The sequence below is a fragment of the Sphaerisporangium sp. NPDC051017 genome, assembly GCF_040683095.1.
In the GTDB taxonomy this organism is placed as follows: domain Bacteria; phylum Actinomycetota; class Actinomycetes; order Streptosporangiales; family Streptosporangiaceae; genus Sphaerisporangium.
Window position 1 is genome coordinate 17,323 of record NZ_JBFBCI010000044.1, and the last position, 17,866, is coordinate 35,188.

Below are 17,866 nucleotides of genomic sequence, written 5' to 3' on the forward strand. Positions count from 1 at the left end.
CTTCCTGTTCGAGCTCGAGGTAGGCGTCCAGGTCGCCGGATACGCCGTGGACGACCATCTGCATGACGGCTCCGGTGAGGGCCCTCGGCTCAGGCCCCCTGGTACGAGGGCGACCGTTCCGGCCCGGCCTCGTGGGCGGCGGGGACCGGCCGCGCGTCCCCGGACGGCTCCCCCACCGCCGGAGCCCGCCTCTCCCACCGCTGCGCGAGCGCGCCGAGGCCGGTCGCGGCGGCGGCACTGCCCAGGCCGATCACCCAGCCCACCGGGCCGAGGGGACGGCTGCCGAAGAAGTGGCTCACCCCCGGCACGGAGACCGCCAGCCACAGCACGACCAGCGATCCGAGCGAGGCCAGCACGACCAGCCGGTCCCGCCCGCCGCCCGCCACGGTCTGGAAGAGCTGGGCCGAGACGAGCGCGACCAGCCCGACCGTGTCCGCCCGCCCCTTCGTGCCGGTCAGCCGCCCGGCGAGCCAGGCCGCGATGGCGGCGCTCGCCGTGACGACGGAGCGCAGGTAGATGTCCCGGGTCAGCGACGCGCCGAGCGACGCCTCCGGACCCTCGGCGAGCAGCTTCTCCGGGTCGACCGACGCGGGCGGCCGTACGGCGACCGCCAGGGCCGGCGCCATGTCGGTGAGCAGGTTCACCAGCAGGAGCTGGCGGGCGTTGAGCGCGCTGCCGCCCGCGAGCAGTCCGGTGCCGACCGTGAAGACGATCTCGCCGACGTTGCCGCCGAGCAGGATGCTCAGCGAGTCGCGCACCGAGGTCCACATCGCCCGGCCCTCGACGATGGCGTCCACGATCGTCTCGATGCGGTCGTCGGTCACCACCAGGTCGGCGGCGGCGCGCGCGGCGGGCGTGGCGCGCGAGCCGAGCGCGATGCCGACGTCCGCCATGCGGATCGCGGGCGCGTCGTTGGCGCCGTCCCCCGTGACCGCCACGACCTCCCCGGCCTGGCGCAGGCAGGTGACGATGCGCGCCTTGTGCGCGGGAGTGGCGCGGGCGAAGACGGCGACGTCGGGCAGCACCTTGGTCAGCGTCTCGTCGTCGAGCTCCTCCAGCTCGGGGCCGGTCATCACGCGGCGGCCGTTCAGCGCGTCCAGCTCGGCGGCGATGGCCTCGGCGGTGCTCGGGTGGTCGCCGGTCACCATCACGATGCGCACCCCGGCGCGGACCAGGCGGCGCACGCTCTCGGCGGCCGTCGGGCGCACCGGGTCGGCGAGGCCGAGGAATCCGAGGAAGCACAGTTCGTCGATGCGCGACTCGTCCAGGTCGCTCCGGTCGGAGGCGGGGCGCTCGGCGACCGCCAGCACCCGGTACCCCTGATGCGCCAGACGGTCGACCTCCCGCTCCAGCGCGTGCCGCGCGACGTCGTCCAAGGGGACGACGGCCCCGTCGGCGAGCACCTTGTCGCAGTGCGTGAGCACGATCTCGGGGGCGCCCTTGACGCTCAGCAACTGCCCGCGCTCGGTCGCGCCGAGGACTGCGTGGTACCCGCGGCCCGGCTCGAAGGGCATCTCGTCGACGCGCTCCCAGCTTTCCAGCCCCTCCCGCGGGGTGACGCCGACGCGCTCGGCCCCGCCCAGGACCGCGCGGTCGGTGGGGTGCGGGATCACCCGCCCGCCGCCGGCCGTCGGGCTCGCCCGGACGGCCGCCGCGAGGATCCGCCTCAGCCGGTCGCCGGCCTCCTCCACGCGCGCGCCGGCGTGCCCGTCCGAGATGTACCGCAGGCTGATGTGGCCCTCGGTCAGCGTCCCCGTCTTGTCGAAGCACAGCACGTTGACCCGCCCGAGCGCCTCGATCGTGGACGGGTTGCGCACCAGAGCGGCACGCTTCGACAGCCGCCGCGCCGCCGCCAGCTCGGCCAGGGTGGCCACGAACGGCAGCCCCTCGGGGACGGCGGCCACCGTCAGGCTGACGGCCGGGGTGAGCGCCGCGGCCAGGGGACGGCCGCGCAGCAGGTCCGTGAACAGCAGGACGACACCGGCGCCGATCGAGATCGGCAGGATGCGGCGGCTCAGCTCGCGCAGCCGCAGCTCGACGCCGGTCGGCGGGCTCGGCTCCGCGGCGAGCCGCGCGCTGCGTCCGGCCTCGGTCATGTCGCCGGTCGCGACGATCACCGCGCGCCCGCTGCCCGCCGCGACCGTCGTGCCCTGGTAGACCATGGAGCCGCGGTCAGCGATGGCCGCGGCCACCGTCGGCGCGGCCGTCTTGGTGACGAGCTGCGACTCCCCCGTGAGCGTCGACTCGTCCACCTCCAGGCCGTCCGCCTTGATGACCCGCGCGTCGGCGGGGACGTCGTCGCCCGCGCGCAGCTCGACCACATCGCCCGGAGCGAGGTCCTCCTTGGTGGCGGCCACGGTGCCGTCCGGACGGCGTAGCCGCACCCGGACCTCGGTCGCCTCGGTCAGCCGGTGCAGCGCCCGGCCCGCGCGAAACCGCTGCACGCCGCCGAGCAGCGCGTTCGTCGCCATGACCACGCTGATCATGATGGCGTCCAGTACCGAGCCCACCAGGGCCGACAGGACGGCCGCGGCCGCGAGCGCGGGGGTCAGCGGGTTCGCCAGCTCCTCGCCCAGCGTGCGCGCGAGCGACGCCGCACGTTCGGCCTCCTCGGTCACGCCCTCGCGGCGGCGCCTCTCGGCCTCCTCGCCGGTGATGCCGTTGGACGACGAGCCGAGGCGCGCCAGGACCTCCTTGACCGACATGGCGTGCCACGGGGTCGTGTCGGCGCGCAGCGGGGTGGGCATGCGGCCGGCGGCGCGTCCCGACCACTCGCCCAGCAGGACGGCGGCCAGCGAGGCGGCGGCGTCCAGGAAGTACGCCCGGCGAAGCGCGGTCGCCTCCGGCCCGGCGATCGCGAGCAGGCCGCCGACGACCGCGGCGGCCGCGCCGAGCCGCACCCCGTTCGTACTCGTGCCCATCGCCCGGGGCAGGCAGCTCAGGAACAGGTGGACACCGGCCGCGTCGGCGACGACGTCGGCGTCCCAGGGGACGAGCCCGGCCGCGTCCGGCACGCCGACGCCGATGTCCGCCCGCGCCAGCGCCGTGCCCGCCCCCCGCGACACCACGACCACGCCGTGGCCGCGCGCCTGCAGGCCGTACACATGGGAGGCCGCGTCGGCGCCGGCCGGGAGCACGTTCTTGATCGAGAACCGCCGGGCCAGATCCTCGCCGCCCGCCAGCACCACCGTCCCGGCGGCCTTCGCGGCGGCGACGATCGCCTCGGCCAGCGGGTCCACCTCGCGCGCAAGCCCGGCGACCGCGATCGGCCTCCCGTCGCGGCGCACCTCGAAGGCGCGCAGGCCGCGTTCCCCCCACGCGGCGGCCCAGGCCGAGGGCAGGACGTTCAGGTCGTCGAGCGGCGTGACCGACCAGCCGTCCCCGCTCTCCCCGGCCCTGTCACCGGCCGAGTTCCCGGTCCCTTCCGGGGACACGCCGTCTCGGCCGGAACGGGCCCCGCGCCACGGATCGGAGAAGTCGATCAGCGAGTACAGGCGGGCGTAGAGCTCGCCGGTCGTCATGCCGTCCGTGAGCGGCTCGACCCGGTCGATGGTCCAGGCCCCGGTGGTCAGCACGTCCGGGTGCAGGATCACCGTGTCGACCCGGTCCATCGCGCGCAGCGCGTGGGGGTTCAGGACGACCGCCTCGCGCGCCGCCAGCGCACGGCCGACCGCCCCGGCGAACGCCTCGCGGGCCACGTCGGCGATCTTCGGGGTGCCGGCGACGAGGACCGACAGCGCGCGCGGGCCGTGCGCGGTGACCAGCCGGGTCGCCCCGTAGGCGGCGGCCGACGCCGGGCCGGCGATCTCCGCGTACCGCTCGGCGGGGCCGTGCGGCAGATGGTCCGGACGCGGCCCGGCGATCGACCGGATGTGGCGGTAGCTCCCCGGAACGGCGGCCAGCCGTTCCTCCAGCAGCCTCCAGGATCCGAGCTCGGCCCTGGCCTCCACGTACCGGCAGACCGACCCCATCGTCTGCGCGACCAGCCCGAGCGGACGCGTGGCGAGCGTCTGCGTGACCATGAGGACCGTCGTGAACAGCGTGTCGGCGGGACCGCGGCCGAGACGGGCGTCGAGCGCCTCGCGCGCGGCCGGGCTGAAGTTCAGCAGGTTCGCGATGGCGGGCACCGTCGGGTTCAGCGGCCGTACGCGGACGATCTGGCCGGCGATCGCCAGCCCGGCCGCGACCGCGCTCGCCGTCAGGCGGATCGCCGTGCGCCTGTACTCGTCCGCCGGGCCGGCCGGGCCGGCCGGGCCATCGCAGGCCGTGCCCCCATTGAAGTCCCTATTGACGTCCACGTTGATGTCCACGTTGACGTCGCCGTTGACGTCGAACTCCTCGACGATCGCCAGCAGCGTGGCCTCGTCGGGCCGGCGCGCGCCGGGGTCCGCCTGCGCGAACCCGACGAAGACGCAACCGAGACGGCCGTTGACCTCGGCCCGTGCGACGCCGGGCACCGCGCGGAGCCGGTCCTCCAGCGCGTGGACCGCGTCCACGGTGCCCGCGCCGCCGATCGCCCGCAGGTCGACGCGCACTCCTCCGGGGCAGGGCACGAGCCTGCGCGGGGAGCGGACGGCGCCCCGCAGCGGAGTGGGCAGGACGGCCCGCAGCAGCGACAGCGGGGTCGCCAGCACACGCGTCAGCGCCATGCGGCTCTCCGGCGGGCGCGCCTCATCATCCCTCCACGCGGGAGTCCGGGGGGCGTCCAGCGGAGCCGTACGAATGACCAGGTCAGCCGCCGTCTCCAACGACCGGGCGGCCGTCCCCGACACTCTTCCTCCCAGAAGGACCCCATAAACCAAGCTCACGTACACCACCGCTCAGACGGCTCAGGCCATCGCGGACCGGACCGGGGGTCTCTAGGCTGGGCAGGCCGCTCGATGAAGGCCGTCCCCCCGATTCCGAGGAGCTCGTATGACAGTGGTCGCCGACGTTGTCGTGGCCGCGATCGCGCTGCTGCACGTCTACATCCTGGTGCTGGAGATGTTCCTCTGGACGACGCCCCGGGCGATGAAGGCCTTCGGCACCGACCCCGACCTCGCGCGCAGGACGCGGACCCTGGCCGCGAACCAGGGCCTGTACAACGGCTTCCTCGCCGCAGGCCTCGTCTGGGGCCTGCTCGCCGCCGACCCGGCGGGCTTCCAGGCGAAGATCTTCTTCCTGAGCTGCGTCGCCGTCGCCGGCCTCTACGGCGCCGCCACCGCGAGCAGAAGAATCCTCTTCGTCCAAACCATCCCGGCCCTGATCGGCCTGATCCTCGTCCTACTGACCCACTGACGCCGCGCGCGTCGCCCCCGCGCCGACCTCCGAGCCCCCGCCGGCCTCAGACCGCGAGCAGTTGGTTCTCCAACTGATGTTTGACCACCATCGGGGACACGTCGAAGCGGTCGGCGATCGCTTCGAGATCATCCGGCAACGCCGCTTCGGGAGCGTTGCCGAGAAGCTCACTGATGCCACCGGCCGGAGCGAGAAGCTCCGCGGCGAACGCCCGCTCGACTTTCTGGCGTTCCGTGTACGCGGTGGTCACGATGAAGATCGGTTCCGGCTCCCACAAGTAATGCCACAGCGCACGGGCAAGCGTGAACCGCCGCGAAGTGGCCGGACGGTCGGGCTGGATGATCGCCAAGGGACCCGAGTCCTCCGCCGCGCCGGCGACCGCCTGCAGCCCGCGATCCGCCGCCCGCCGGTCGAGGCCGACGATGTAGGGGTCCAGGACGAACGCATCACCGTCCGGAAGCCCCAGCACCTGCCGTACCGCTCTGGCCTGGTTCCAGCCTCTCTGCCATGACCGGTCTCCGGGCGACGTTGGAGGCATACGCAGTTCGTTACGCAACTCGAGCGCGTCCATCGCCTGGCGAGAAGACGCTATCTCTGCTCGCGCCCTGTGCAGCCACTCCAACGCCTTGCCCATCGACGCCGGTTCGACCGCGTCCAGAAAGTCCCCGAAGAGCTGCCCCTGAAGGTCTTCGGAGGCTTGGAGTATCAGTTGCTCGTATGGCTCCGCCTCGGCATAGGGGTCCAGGCCCAGTCGGGCTGCGGCAATGCAGAATTCCGCCTCTTCGGGTTCCGCCCGCTGGATCTCCGCCCACTCTTTCTCCAGAGGTGTGCCCGTAATGCCCATTTCAGCGAGCCGGGTCAGCACAGCGGAGATCAAACGGGCGAACTCCCGCTCGACAGCTTCCCGATCAAGGTACGCTTCCCCTCTGCCCAGGAATCTGATCGACCGCTGGGACGAAACCCGCCGATCCTCGTGCCAGATCAGATGCGTCTGCCGCCCGTCGGGGATGATGAGAAGGTCCGGCCAGAGAAATCCGTCCCCACTGGCCCGGAGTGAGTGCCGTTGAAACTCCGGCGTCTCGAAACGCCCCCGAGCGTCGATCGCCAGGGCGCGCGCGGGACGAGCGTCCGCCCGCAGGAACCACCAGTTGTATGCCAGCCATTCGGCGATCGGATAGAGAGGACAATAAATGGATCGGCGTGAGCTGCCCGAGCTCAGGTCTTCGACCAGAGTGACGTCTTCGGACCCCACGCTGATCTGTATGCGAGCCCACGTGGCTCGATGCTCCGGAGCGCGTACCCCCGGCGCTACCTCCCAGTCCCAGCGGAACCTCAACTCTGGAACCGTCGTCATCGGTCACCGCCTCCACTGATCTCGTTGAGCCCCTCCGGCCACTCATCTCGATCGAGCGGGTACCCCTTGTACTGACCGAGCTCCTGGTTGACCAACCTCGCCTCGTAAATCACATTATCCAGGCGATGCCAGGCGTAACGAGGGAACTCCCCCTCCCAGGGCGCGCCGACGTTGCCACACGCGATGGTCGACCGCAACCACTCCGTGATCTCGGCGGGGTCACCGAACTTCGGATCGCATTTGCCGGCGTCCGCTCGGAGCTTGGGCCGCCCGGCGAACGATGGATACGACTTGTGTTCCCCGCTGCCGACGTAGGACACCCTGAGGGCCAGCTCTTCCAGACACACGCCTTCAGGTGGCGGTGTGAGGCTTCTACGGAGGGGCGTCGGCGTCTGGGGGCACGCATGGGCTCAGTATGGCGAACCTGTTTTCCCAGGTGACAGGGGTTTTCGAGATACGTCTTAGATAGCCGTTTGCGGCATATCTGCGGCCGGACCTGCCGGTCCTCGCCCCTGACCCACGCGACCGACTGTCGGCCCTGCTCTCCGGACCTGCGTGACCGGGTGGCTGTTCATGGCTGGAAGCGGTAGCCCATGCCTGGTTCGGTGAGGAGGTGGCGGGGGTGGGCGGGGTCGGTTTCCAGCTTGCGGCGGAGCTGCACCATGTACTGGCGCAGGTAGTGCGTCTCCTTCACGTAGTTGGCGCCCCAGACCTCGGTCAGCAGGCGGCGCTGGCTGATCAGCTTGCCGGGGTTGCGCAGGAGGATGGTCAGCAGGTGCCACTCGGTGGGCGTGAGCCGGACGCCGCCGGAGACGGTCTTGGCCACGAGGTCCACGACGTGGTCGCCGACGGTGATCTCGGCCAGTTCCTCGTCCTGGGTGACCGAGCGCCGGGTGACCGCGCGAATGCGGGCCAGCAGTTCGTCGATGCCGAACGGTTTGGTGACGTAGTCGTCGGCCCCGGCGTCCAGCGCGTCGACCTTGTCTGCGCTTCCGGCCCGGCCGGACAAGACGATGATCGGGACGCTGGTCCAGCCCCGCAGCCCGTGGATGACGTCCACGCCGTCGATGTCGGGAAGCCCGAGGTCGAGGACGACCAGGTCGGGGTGCCATCCGGCGGCCTGGCGCAGCGCGGTGCCGCCGTCCCTGGCGACCTCGACGTCGTAGTGGCGCGCGAGAAGGTTGATGCGCAGCGCGCGCAGGAGCTGCGGTTCGTCGTCGACGACGAGGATCTTGGTCATACGCCGCCCGCCCTGGAGGAAATCGGCAGAGTGAGGATCATAGTCAAGCCGCCTCCCGGCGTCTCCTCGGGGAGGAGGGTGCCTCCCATCGCTTCCGTCAGCCCCCGGGCGAGAGCCAGGCCGAGGCCGACCCCGGTGTGGTCGCCGCGGTCGCCGAGACGCTGGAACGGCAGGAACACCAGGTCGTGCTGGACGGCGGGGATGCCGGGCCCGCGGTCCACGACCCGGATCTCGGCGTACCGCCCATAGGAGCTGGCCGTGACCAGCACCTTCTCACCTTCGGGACTGTACTTCAGGGCGTTGGACACCAGGTTGACGAGGACGCGTTCCAGCAGCGCCGGGTCGGCCACGACCTCGGGCAGCTCGTCGGAGATCTCCTCCAGGACGCGCTCGCGCTCGGGCCCGAGGTCGGCGATCACGCGCGGCATGACCTCTTCGAGGCCGATCGGACGCGTGGCGAGGCCGAGGGCGCCCGCCTGGAGCCGGCTCATGTCCAGCAGGTTGGCGATCAGCCGGTCGAGGCGGTCGAGGGACTCCCGGGCGGTGTCGACGAGCGCGTCGTAGTCGTCGCGGGTCCAGCGGATGTCCCCGCGCAGGCTGTCCACGGCGGCTTTGGCCGAGGCGAGCGGGGTGCGCAGGTCGTGGCTGACGGCGGCGAGCAGGGCCGTGCGCATCTTGTCGGCCTCCTCCAGAGGACGGGCGCGCTCGGCCTCCTCCGCCAGCCGCTCCTGGCGCAGCGCGACGGCCGCCTGGGCGGCGAACGCCTCGACCACCCGCCGGTCGGCGGCGTCGAGAAGGCGTCCGCTCAGCGCGAGGACCAGGTCCTCCCCCACCTCGACGTCGCTGCCGGCCTGGTCCGGGCACGCGGTCGCCGCGGGCTCCCCGGCGGTGGCGACGACGCGCCAGGCGCGCGGGTCGGACCGGTCGCCGGCGACGGGCCGCAGCCCGGGTACGCGTTCCAGCAGCGTGACGGCGTCGAGGCCGAAGGTCTCGCGCAGGCGTTCCAGCAGCGTGGGCAGGGCGGCGTCGCCGCGCAGGACGTGCCCGGCGAGGGTGAACAGCATCTGGGCGTCGGCCCCCGCCCGCGCCGCCTCGCGGGTGCGGCGGGCGGCGAGGTCGACGACGGCGCTGACCATCACCGCCACGAGCACGTACACCGCGAGCGCCAGCGCGTTCTGCAGCCGGGCCACGCCGAGCGCGTAGAAGGGCGGGGTGAAGAGGTAGTTGAGCAGGCCGAACCCGACCAGGGCCGCCGTGACGGCCGGGAGCATCCCCCCGGTCAGGGCCACCACGACGACCATGAGCAGGAACATCAGGATGTCGGCGGGCAGCGCGAGGGTGCCCCGCGCCGCGTACAGGGCCGCGGTGAGCGCGGGCAGCCCGAGCAGCGCCAGCGCCCACCCGGCGGCGCGCCTGCGGAACGGGAGGACGGCCCGCCCGGCCTGGGACAGGCCCTTCCCGGCCTCCTTGTGCGTGATGATGTGGACGTCGATGGGGCCGGACAGGGCGATCGTGGTGACCCCGACGCCCGGGGCGAGCATCTGGGCCGGCCTGCCGCGACGGGACGCGCCGAGCACGAGCTGGGTGGCGTTCACCCCGCGAGCGAAGTCGATCAGCGCGTGGGCGACGTCGTCCCCGACGACCTGGTGGTAGGTGCCTCCCATGCTCTCGATCAGGTCGCGCTGCCGGGTGAGGCGCGCGGGGTCGACGCGCGAGAGCCCGTCGGAGCGGGTGACGTGGACGGCGAGCAGGTCGGCGGCGCGGCTGCGTCCGGCGATCCTGGCGGCCCTGCGGATCAGCGTGTCGCCCTCGGGGCCGCCGGTGAGGGCGACGACCACGCGTTCGTGGGTCTCCCAGGGGCCGGCGATGCCGTGCTCGGCACGGTAGCGGTCGAGCTGGTCCTCCACCTTGCCCGCGACCCACAGCAGCGCCAGCTCGCGCAGCGCGGTCAGGTTCCCGACGCGGAAGTAGTTCGCCAGGGCCGCGTCGATCTGCTCCGGGCCGTAGACGTTGCCGTGGGCCAGGCGGCGGCGCAGCGCCTCCGGGGCCATGTCGACCAGTTCGACCTGGTCGGCGCGCCGGACCACCTCGTCCGGGATCGTCTCACGCTGCGGCGCGCCGGTGATCTCCTGGACGACGTCGTGCAGGGACTCCAGGTGCTGGATGTTCACCGTGGAGATCACGTCGATGCCCGCCTCCAGCACCTCCTCGACGTCCTGCCAGCGCTTGACGTTGCGCGAGCCGGGGACGTTGGTGTGGGCCAGCTCGTCGACGCACGCCACGCGGGGGTGCCGCCGGATCAGCGCTTCGGCGTCGAACTCGGTGAAGGTCGTCCCCCGGTGGACCAGCGTCCTGCGGGGGACGACCTCCAGCCCTTCGAGCAGCTCGGCGGTGCGGGCCCGGCCGTGGGTCTCGACCAGGCCGACCACGACGTCGGTACCCCGGGAGGCACGGCGGCGCGCCTCCGCGAGCATCGCGAAGGTCTTCCCGACACCCGGCGCCGCCCCGAGGTAGACGCGCAGCCTGCCCTTGGGCGCGGCGCCTTCCGGGCGTTCAGCCCCCATAGCGCCATCGTGCCCGACGCCGGAGCGGCCACCGTACGTGCCCCCTCGGTTACCGCACGGCCACGCCCTCCGCTACCGGGCGGCCACGTTGCGGCGCGTCGAAGAGCATGGACCCCGCAGACGCCACGTCTCGAAGGCGGCCGTCGTGGCCGCGATCACCGCCACGCCCAGGACGACGCCCGCCACCACGTCGCTGACCCAGTGCACGCCGAGCGCCACCCGTGTATAGGCGACGCCCAGGGCGATCACGGCGGCGACGACCCACGCGACCGTCCGCCATCGGCCTTTCAGCAGGGGCAGCAGCAACAGCACCAGGACTCCCACGCCCAGCGTCGCGTTGAGCGCGTGCCCGGACGGGAACGACGAGCCCGGCTCGAGCGAGACGGGGTCGGGCAGGTGGGGCCGGGCACGGACCGTGACGGCCTTGAGCACGACGCCGAGCAGCCCACCCACCGTGATCGTCGTGGCCGCCCACAGCGCGAGCCTCGGCGCCCGCCGGAAGAGGAGCCAGATCACGGCCAGCCCGACCAGGACACGCCACACGCCCGGGGAGAAGACGTCCGTCCAGGCCTGGAGGAACGTCACCCAGCCGGGGTGCGCGACGGCGTAGGTGTGCAGGTCGCGGGCGACGCCCTCGTCCAGGTCGTTCAGCGGCCCGAACGACGTCTGGACCAGCACGGCCAGCAGCGTGAACGGCACCAGGACCAGGAACACCGCGGCCGTCGCGAGCGTGAGCCGCAGGCCGAGGCTCCTGTCGTGGTCGAACCGCCGCCCGAGCCAGCCGCCTGTCCCGGCGTCGCCTGCGCTGTCGCCTATGCGCCGCTGGTCCGATCCGCCGATCGGGTTCGGCCGCCCCTGATCACCATGCGAGCCGATGTGGTCACCATGAGTGCTCATCGTTCACGGTACCTCCGCGGCCGGGCTCAGGAGGCGGGCTGGACCTCGGCGACGACGCAAGTGATGTTATCCGGCCCGCCGCCCTCCTTGGCGAGGTCGACCAGCCGCTGCGCCACCTCGCCGAGGTCGTCGATCGAGCTCAGCGTCTCGTGCAGGACCTGCGCGGACACCACGCTGCTCAGACCGTCCGAGCAGATCAGGTAGCGGTCCCCCGCGTACGCCTCGCGCATCGACAGGTCGGGCTCGACGGAACCGGTGCCGCCGAGTGCCCGCATCAGCAGCGACCGGCGCGGGTGTGCCGCCGCCTGCTCGGCGGTCATCTGCCCGTCGTCCACCAGGGACTGGACGAGGGTGTGGTCGCGGGTGATCTGGTAGAGGTAGCCGTCGCGCAGCATGTACCCCCGCGAGTCGCCGATGTGGGCGAGCGCGAAGCGCCTGCCGTCCCACAGCATCGCCGTGAGGGTGGTGCCCATACCGGTCAGCTTGGGGTCCCGGGCCGCCATATCCTTCAGCCGCAGGCCGGCTTCGGTGATCGTGGCCTCCAGCGTGCCGAGGACGTCGGCGCCCGGCGGGTCGCTGTCGAGGACGGATAGGGCCGCGATGACGGTCGCGCTCGCCACCTCGCCGTGGCTGTGCCCGCCCATGCCGTCGGCGACGGCGAGCAGCCTGGGGCCGGCGTACACCGCGTCCTCGTTGCGCGGACGGCGAAGGCCGACGTCGGTGCGAGCCGCGTAACGCAGCGTGAGCGTCGCGTTGTTCGACATGAGCTCAGTAAATCATTGGTTGAAACACTTCACAAGCATCTAGTTTGTGGATCGCAGCGGCATGGTGGACTACTCTGACCCTGGGGAGCCCGGGCAAACCACAGGCGAGCAGGGAGATGCACGACAAATGGGACACGACGCCATGTTGAACGCAGGCGACATCGCCCGGCTCGCCGACGTCGGCCGCGCGGCCGTGAGCAACTGGCGGCGCCGCTACGACGACTTCCCGCAGCCCGTGGGCGGCACGGCGGCGAGCCCGCTTTTCTCCCTTCCCGAGGTCGAGGACTGGCTCCGTCGTAACGGCAAATCGTACGAGATGTCGCTGGGAGACCGCGTCTGGCAGCGGCTGCGCGCCTCCGGCGACGACCTGCGCCTCGGCGAGCGCGTCGGCTGCGCGGGCGCGTTCCTCCTCTACCTGCGCCGCGACCCCGGCGGCTGGAAGGGCCTCGCACGCGCCCCCGAGCTCGTCGAGCCGCTGCCCGAGGCCGCCGCCACCGCCGTCGCCGACCTCCCCGTGCCGGTCGCCTGGGACCTCATCGACGCCCGCCTGTACCGCCTGCTCGCCGACCTCGCCGCCGAGCAGGGCCCGGCGGACGCGTTCGAGCTGCTCTTCGAGCGGTACGTCGAGGCGCACTCCCGCCGGCTTCCGGTGACCCGCCCCGAGATCGCCGACGTGATCACCCGCCTGACCCTGCGCGACCTGGACCTTCCCCCGACCGGCGACGACGCCACCGGACACGCGCGTACGGCCGAGGGTGAGCGGTCCTCCGGCACTGGGACGGCGGCCACCGTCCTGGACCCGGCGTGCGGCATCGGCGCGCTGCTGATCCCCTTCGCCGACGCGCGGGTGCTCGGGCAGGACGGCGGCGACACGACCGCGCTGCTCACCGCCGTACGCCTGCTGCTGCGCGGCGCGCACGCCGAGGTCGTCGCCGGAGACTCCCTGCGGCAGGACGGGTTCCCCAGCCTGCGCGCCGACGTCGTGGTCTGCGACCCGCCGTTCAACGAGCGGGCGTGGGGCTACGAGGAGCTGACCGGCGACCCCCGCTGGGAGTACGGGCTGCCGCCGCGCGGGGAACCCGAGCTGGCCTGGGTGCAGCACTGCCTGGCCCACGTGCGCCCCGGCGGGCTGGTCGCCATCCTCATGCCCCCGGCCGCCGCGAGCCGCCGTCCCGGCAAGCGCATCCGGGGCAACCTGCTGCGCGCGGGCGCGCTGCGCGCCGTGATCACACTGCAGGCGGGCGGCCCCGACCTGTGGCTCCTGCGCCGCCCCGGCCCCGGCGAGCGCCCGCCGTCGTCCGTCCTGCTGATGGACGCCTCCGTGACGCCGCCGCAGGAGCCCTCGCTCCTGGACACGGTCCTCGGCCCGGCGACGCCGGACCCCTCGCCGGGCGCACGTCCCGGGCCCGGCGGCCCTCCATCCGGCGCACCTCCCGGACCTGGCGGCCCCACGCCGGCCGACGTCGCGTCCCGCGCGGAGGCGGAACGTCCGTCGTCCCCGGTGGAGGCCGCGTGGCTGGCCTTCACCGCCGATCCTGAGGCGCAGCCGACCGGCCCGTACCGCGCGGTCCGCATCATCGACCTGCTGGACGACGAGGTGGACCTCAGCCCCACCCGCCACCTGCCGCCGCACGCCGACGAGGACCAGGCCGCCGGATTCGTCGCGATCGTCGGGCGCTTCCGCGAGGCCGCCGCCGCCCTGCCGGACGCCCCGCCGTCCCTGGGCGTGCTCGCCGAGCCGCGCGACCTGCCGAGCACCACCATCGGCGAGCTCGTGCGGGCGGGGCTGGTCACGATCCACCAGGGGCAGCCGAAGATGGCCGCCGGCCCGGGCGAGGTGCCGGTGCTCACCGTCGCCGACCTCGCCGCCGGCGGACCCCCGTCCGGACGCACCTCCCCCGACCCGGCGCACGTCACGCTCGAACCGGGGGACGTGGTGGCGGCGGGCGCGACCGGCGAGGGCGCCGCCCGCACGGTCACCGAGGGCGGCGCGGTGCTCGGGCCGCAGCTCTACCTCTACCGGGTGGACCCCGAGCGTATGGACCCCGACTTCCTGGCCGGTTTCCTGCGGTACGCGGGCGCGTGGGGGACGGCCCGCTCGCATCCGGGGGCCAGCCGCGTGGACGCGCGCCGGGTGCGGATCCCCCGGCTCTCCCTGGCTGAGCAGCGGATCTACGGCAAGGCGTTCCGCGAACTGCTGGAGCTGGAGGACCGGCTGCGCGAGACGGCCGCGCTGGGCGAGGCGCTGATCCGGTTAGGCTTTGACGGACTGGTCGGCGGCCATCTGCGGCCCAGCGGCTGAGGGTGTATTTTTCCCCCGATAGATCATCAGGAGGGGCGAGAATGGTCATCGGCGACCGCTATGTCCTTGACGACCTGCCTCTCGGCCAAGGCGGCATGGGCGCGGTCTACGCCGGCCACGACAAGCACCTCGACCGCCGGGTGGCGGTGAAGTTCCTCCGCTTCCCCGGCGGGCACGACGCCGAGCTGGAACAGCGCTTCATGCGCGAGGCACGCATCCTGGCCCGGCTGGAGCACGCCGGGGCGCCCGTCCTGTACGACTTCGGCACCTTCGACCAGCGCCTGTTCCAGGTCCTGCAGTTCATCGAGGGTGTGACCGTCGCCGACCTGGTCAGCGAGCACGGCCCACTGCCCGTCCCCTGGGCCGCCGCCATCGCCGCCCAGGCGTGCGCCGTGCTGTCCGCCGCCCACTCCCTGTCGATCTGCCACCGCGACCTCAAGCCGACCAACCTCATGCTCTGCCCCGACGGCAGCGTCAAGGTGCTCGACTTCGGCCTCGCGATGGTCCGCGAGGCGGACGTCGCGCAGTTCACCCGCATCGGGCAGATCCTCGGCACCCCGGCGTACATGTCCCCCGAGCAGATCCAGCGCGGCGCCGCGGGGCCGCGCAGCGACCTTTACGCGCTCGGCTGCGTCCTGCACGAGATGCTGACCGGGCGGCAGCTCTTCGTCGGCCCGACCGAGTACGCCGTGTTCGAGAAACAGGTCAACGAACGCCCGCCCGGCGTCCCCGGCGCCCCGGACACTCTGAACAGCCTGATCGCCGGCCTGCTGGAAAAGGACCCCGACGCCCGTCCCGCCGACGCCGGCACCCTGTACGACCAGCTCACCCCCTTCGCCGTCGACCTCCCCATGCTCCCCGGCTTCCTCACCCCGCCCTCGATCCCCAGCCCCGGCCGCATGTACGCCAGAATCCTCGGCCGCGTCCTCCCCTGACGCATGTTCCGGCCGCACGATGCCCCCGCCCCGCGGCCTCCCCACCTCCACACGCCACCCCGGCCTACCCATCGGCGCCGGGTCGGAGGGACGGTGTGCGGCGAACCCGGCGCCGCCGTACGGCGAGCGACTCGGCGAACGTTCGAGCCCGCCGCCCATGTCAGGACATGTACCGAGGGAGCCCACTTCGACCGCCGCTCCCGGGCCCGTTCACCCTCGGTCCGGCAGCACCGCTCTCAATCCCCGTCTCCGGAGGTCAGGCCTGTCAGCACGCTGTCGAAGATTCCCTGGAGTTGCCGTACCTGCTCGGGGCTCAGGTGGTCGAACAGCACCCGCCGGACCTCTTCGACGTGTCCCGGCGCGGCCTCGACCAGCACCGCGTACCCCTCGTCCGTCAGCTTGGCGAGGTTGGTGCGCGCGTCGCCCGGACGCTTGCACCGGCTCACCCAGCCCTGCGCCTCCAGCTTGGCCACCGCGTGCGACAACCGACTCGGCGACGACTGGACCAGCCGGGCGAGATCGCTCATCGTCAGCTCCCGCCCGGGAGCCTCCGACAGCATGGCCAGGATGACGTAGTACGTGTGCGGCATGCGGGCGTCCCGCTGCAACTGCCGATCGAGCGACTCGTGCAGCAGCCGCGACGCCCAGAGGAAGCTACGCCACATCCTCTGCTCGTCCTCATCCAGCCACCGCGTCTCACCCATGAGCCCAGTCTACCAATTTAGTTGAGCATTCAATCTTCCCGCCTCACTCGTCCCCATCGCACCGCTTCATTTCCCGACCGCGAGCGCCCGCGTGCCACCAGGACCACGACCGGGGCGCGGACCCGGCCGTGACCACCTAGATCACGCGCTGCGCTCGACGTCCAACCACACCAGGTGTAGGCCGAGCAGACCGGCCACCCGGTCGCAGCTCGACCACGACCCGTGAAGCCGCCCGCTCACAGTGATCGTCGCCACGGAGCCATCGGGCACCTGAACCCCGTACAGCTCCACCCCACCGTCGTCGCCGTACTCCTCGTCCGGGTACCGCAGCAGAGCGAACAAGCGCGCCCGCTCCTCCAGCCGCGGCGAAGGCATGATGCCCGCCCCCTGGCCGCCGCCATCGTGATAGACAGTCGGCAGGCTGGAATGGGGTTGCTGATCCATCCGATCACCTCTCTTCCGGCACTCCGGCCGGGACGGGACGACCTCGCACGCCAACCCGTCCCGGCCTTTGCACACCTCTACGAGTTCACACCACTGCGGTGCGTAATCGACCCCTCGAGAGTAGAGTGGCATCCGTTTCAGCGGCGCAATATTGATAAAAATTCGAATTGAAATATCCGCCAATGAACTGTATGCCCGCTTTGATCCTCAGGAGAGACCATGGCACCGAAGAAAGGGCCTACCCTCCGCGCCCAGTGGCTCGGCAAACAACTACGCGAGCTACGCGAAGCGGCCAAGCTGACGCTGCGAGACGCAGGGGATTACGTGCAGCGGGACCCGGCCGCCATCAGCCGATGGGAGCAGGGGCTCACCCCGGCCCGGGCGCCCGACGTGCTGGCGCTACTCAACTTGTACGGCGTCGACGATCCTGAGCTCCGTGACGGCCTGGAACGCCTCAGCCGTGACATCTGGCACAAGGGCTGGTGGGATGACTACGCCCGTGAAACGTCGGGCAGAGTCATCGATCACGCGTGGCTGGAATCTCGCGCCGAGATAGTCCAGTCATTCGACGCGCTGGTCATCCCCGGCCTGCTCCAGACGCCCGAGTACGCAGAAGCCGTGATCACCGCCGTCGACCCGGACGCCCTGGAAAAGTACATCTCACGTTGGGTGGAGTTCCGGATGACCCGGCAGCAGGTACTCGCCAGAGACCAGCCAATCCAACTCACCGCCGTGTTGGACGAGGCCGTTCTTCGCCGCACGGTCGGCGGTGCCCGCGTGATGCGCGCCCAGTTGGAGCATCTCATCCAACTCGGCAATCACTCGAACGTCACGATCCAGGTGCTGCCCTTCGACGCCGGAGCCCACGCGAGCCCGCACGGCGCATTTATGATCTTCGGCATGTCCGCCCCTTACCCGGACGTGGCATATGCGGAGACCCACGCAGGATGCATTTATGTCGAAGCCGACGGCGTTGAGAGCTTCGCCCGAGCCTACGATCAGTTGCAGCGGGCAGCACTCAGTCCAAAGGACTCACTGAGCTTAATATTGGGCATAGCGCAACATACAACGTGATCGAAATGAGGCGCACGATGGGTACCCCCGAAGAACTGACCCGGGTCGCCTGGCACATCAGCACCTTCAGCCCCAATGGTGCCGCCGAATGTGTCGAAGCAGGCCCGCTGGCTGACGACACTGGACGCGTCGCCGTACGCCACAGCCACCACCCCGACCGCGAGGTCATCCTCTACACCCGCGGTGAATGGGAAGCGTTCATCGCCGGCGTCAAAGCGGGCGAATTCGACTTCTTTACCCCATGACACGGACTACATCAGTAGCACCGCGCGTCTCTCAGGGAGTACCGAAACGCATGGCCGGAACTCAGT

The 17,866-nt window shown here is 71.9% G+C and carries 14 protein-coding genes; 5 read left to right on the plus strand and 9 right to left on the minus strand.

The window, feature by feature from the left end:
* Window positions 1-89: 89 nt before the first annotated feature.
* A complete protein-coding gene (locus AB0M95_RS28675) occupies window positions 90-4,649 on the minus strand; it encodes a cation-translocating P-type ATPase (protein ID WP_363770929.1) in 4,560 nt (1,519 codons plus the stop codon).
* 265 nt (window positions 4,650-4,914) lie between these two features.
* On the opposite strand from AB0M95_RS28675, the gene AB0M95_RS28680 reads away from it, so the two are divergent.
* On the plus strand, window positions 4,915-5,277 hold the full coding sequence (locus tag AB0M95_RS28680; protein WP_358516030.1) for a DUF1304 domain-containing protein: 363 nt from the start codon (window positions 4,915-4,917) through the stop codon (window positions 5,275-5,277).
* 46 nt (window positions 5,278-5,323) lie between these two features.
* Here the strand turns inward: AB0M95_RS28680 and AB0M95_RS28685 are convergent, their stop codons facing one another.
* The 6 genes from AB0M95_RS28685 to AB0M95_RS28710 form a co-directional block, all read right to left on the minus strand.
* Window positions 5,324-6,529 carry an ImmA/IrrE family metallo-endopeptidase gene (locus tag AB0M95_RS28685; RefSeq protein ID WP_363770932.1) on the minus strand — a complete coding sequence of 402 codons (1,206 nt, stop codon included), beginning with the start codon at window positions 6,527-6,529 and terminating at the stop codon, window positions 5,324-5,326.
* 98 nt (window positions 6,530-6,627) lie between these two features.
* The gene (locus tag AB0M95_RS28690; RefSeq protein ID WP_363770935.1) at window positions 6,628-6,978 is read right to left on the minus strand and encodes a hypothetical protein; all 351 of its coding nucleotides are present in this window, start codon (window positions 6,976-6,978) and stop codon (window positions 6,628-6,630) included.
* Window positions 6,979-7,202: 224 nt separating this feature from the next.
* Window positions 7,203-7,871 carry a response regulator gene (locus AB0M95_RS28695; RefSeq protein WP_363770938.1) on the minus strand — a complete coding sequence of 223 codons (669 nt, stop codon included), beginning with the start codon at window positions 7,869-7,871 and terminating at the stop codon, window positions 7,203-7,205.
* On the minus strand, window positions 7,868-10,435 hold the full coding sequence (locus AB0M95_RS28700; RefSeq protein ID WP_363770941.1) for an ATP-binding protein: 2,568 nt from the start codon (window positions 10,433-10,435) through the stop codon (window positions 7,868-7,870). The genes AB0M95_RS28695 and AB0M95_RS28700 overlap by 4 nt, the downstream gene beginning before the upstream one ends.
* 72 nt (window positions 10,436-10,507) lie before the next feature.
* Window positions 10,508-11,332: a phosphatase PAP2 family protein gene (locus AB0M95_RS28705; RefSeq protein ID WP_363770944.1), complete on the minus strand. Its 825-nt coding sequence runs from the start codon at window positions 11,330-11,332 to the stop codon at window positions 10,508-10,510.
* 26 nt (window positions 11,333-11,358) lie between these two features.
* Complete coding sequence (locus AB0M95_RS28710) at window positions 11,359-12,096, minus strand: PP2C family serine/threonine-protein phosphatase (RefSeq protein WP_363770947.1); 738 nt, start codon at window positions 12,094-12,096, stop codon at window positions 11,359-11,361.
* A 127-nt stretch (window positions 12,097-12,223) separates the two neighbouring features.
* On the opposite strand from AB0M95_RS28710, the gene AB0M95_RS28715 reads away from it, so the two are divergent.
* Together AB0M95_RS28715 and AB0M95_RS28720 are read left to right on the plus strand one after the other, a co-directional pair.
* A complete protein-coding gene (locus AB0M95_RS28715; protein WP_363770950.1) occupies window positions 12,224-14,398 on the plus strand; it encodes an N-6 DNA methylase in 2,175 nt (724 codons plus the stop codon).
* A gap of 41 nt (window positions 14,399-14,439) precedes the next feature.
* Complete coding sequence (locus tag AB0M95_RS28720; protein WP_363770952.1) at window positions 14,440-15,333, plus strand: serine/threonine-protein kinase; 894 nt, start codon at window positions 14,440-14,442, stop codon at window positions 15,331-15,333.
* 236 nt (window positions 15,334-15,569) lie between these two features.
* Here AB0M95_RS28720 and AB0M95_RS28725 read toward each other — a convergent pair whose 3' ends face one another.
* A complete protein-coding gene (locus AB0M95_RS28725) occupies window positions 15,570-16,037 on the minus strand; it encodes a MarR family transcriptional regulator (protein ID WP_358516048.1) in 468 nt (155 codons plus the stop codon).
* A gap of 141 nt (window positions 16,038-16,178) precedes the next feature.
* On the minus strand, window positions 16,179-16,481 hold the full coding sequence (locus tag AB0M95_RS28730) for a hypothetical protein (protein WP_363770955.1): 303 nt from the start codon (window positions 16,479-16,481) through the stop codon (window positions 16,179-16,181).
* Between the two features lie 219 nt (window positions 16,482-16,700).
* Here AB0M95_RS28730 and AB0M95_RS28735 point away from each other — a divergent pair, with 219 nt between their 5' ends.
* Window positions 16,701-17,555 carry a helix-turn-helix transcriptional regulator gene (locus tag AB0M95_RS28735; RefSeq protein ID WP_363770958.1) on the plus strand — a complete coding sequence of 285 codons (855 nt, stop codon included), beginning with the start codon at window positions 16,701-16,703 and terminating at the stop codon, window positions 17,553-17,555.
* A gap of 17 nt (window positions 17,556-17,572) precedes the next feature.
* Complete coding sequence (locus AB0M95_RS28740; protein ID WP_363770961.1) at window positions 17,573-17,800, plus strand: DUF397 domain-containing protein; 228 nt, start codon at window positions 17,573-17,575, stop codon at window positions 17,798-17,800.
* Window positions 17,801-17,866 lie beyond the last annotated feature (66 nt).

Coding starts and splice junctions, on each gene's coding strand:
- AB0M95_RS28705 (WP_363770944.1), bottom strand. CDS start 11,332: ATGAGCACTCATGGTGACCACATCGGCTCGCATGGTGATCAGGGGCGG.
- AB0M95_RS28675 (WP_363770929.1), bottom strand. CDS start 4,649: ATGGCGCTGACGCGTGTGCTGGCGACCCCGCTGTCGCTGCTGCGGGCC.
- AB0M95_RS28710 (WP_363770947.1), bottom strand. CDS start 12,096: ATGTCGAACAACGCGACGCTCACGCTGCGTTACGCGGCTCGCACCGAC.
- AB0M95_RS28720 (WP_363770952.1), top strand. CDS start 14,440: ATGGTCATCGGCGACCGCTATGTCCTTGACGACCTGCCTCTCGGCCAA.
- AB0M95_RS28700 (WP_363770941.1), bottom strand. CDS start 10,435: ATGGGGGCTGAACGCCCGGAAGGCGCCGCGCCCAAGGGCAGGCTGCGC.
- AB0M95_RS28730 (WP_363770955.1), bottom strand. CDS start 16,481: ATGGATCAGCAACCCCATTCCAGCCTGCCGACTGTCTATCACGATGGC.
- AB0M95_RS28715 (WP_363770950.1), top strand. CDS start 12,224: ATGGGACACGACGCCATGTTGAACGCAGGCGACATCGCCCGGCTCGCC.
- AB0M95_RS28735 (WP_363770958.1), top strand. CDS start 16,701: ATGGCACCGAAGAAAGGGCCTACCCTCCGCGCCCAGTGGCTCGGCAAA.
- AB0M95_RS28695 (WP_363770938.1), bottom strand. CDS start 7,871: ATGACCAAGATCCTCGTCGTCGACGACGAACCGCAGCTCCTGCGCGCG.
- AB0M95_RS28680 (WP_358516030.1), top strand. CDS start 4,915: ATGACAGTGGTCGCCGACGTTGTCGTGGCCGCGATCGCGCTGCTGCAC.
- AB0M95_RS28725 (WP_358516048.1), bottom strand. CDS start 16,037: ATGGGTGAGACGCGGTGGCTGGATGAGGACGAGCAGAGGATGTGGCGT.
- AB0M95_RS28740 (WP_363770961.1), top strand. CDS start 17,573: ATGGGTACCCCCGAAGAACTGACCCGGGTCGCCTGGCACATCAGCACC.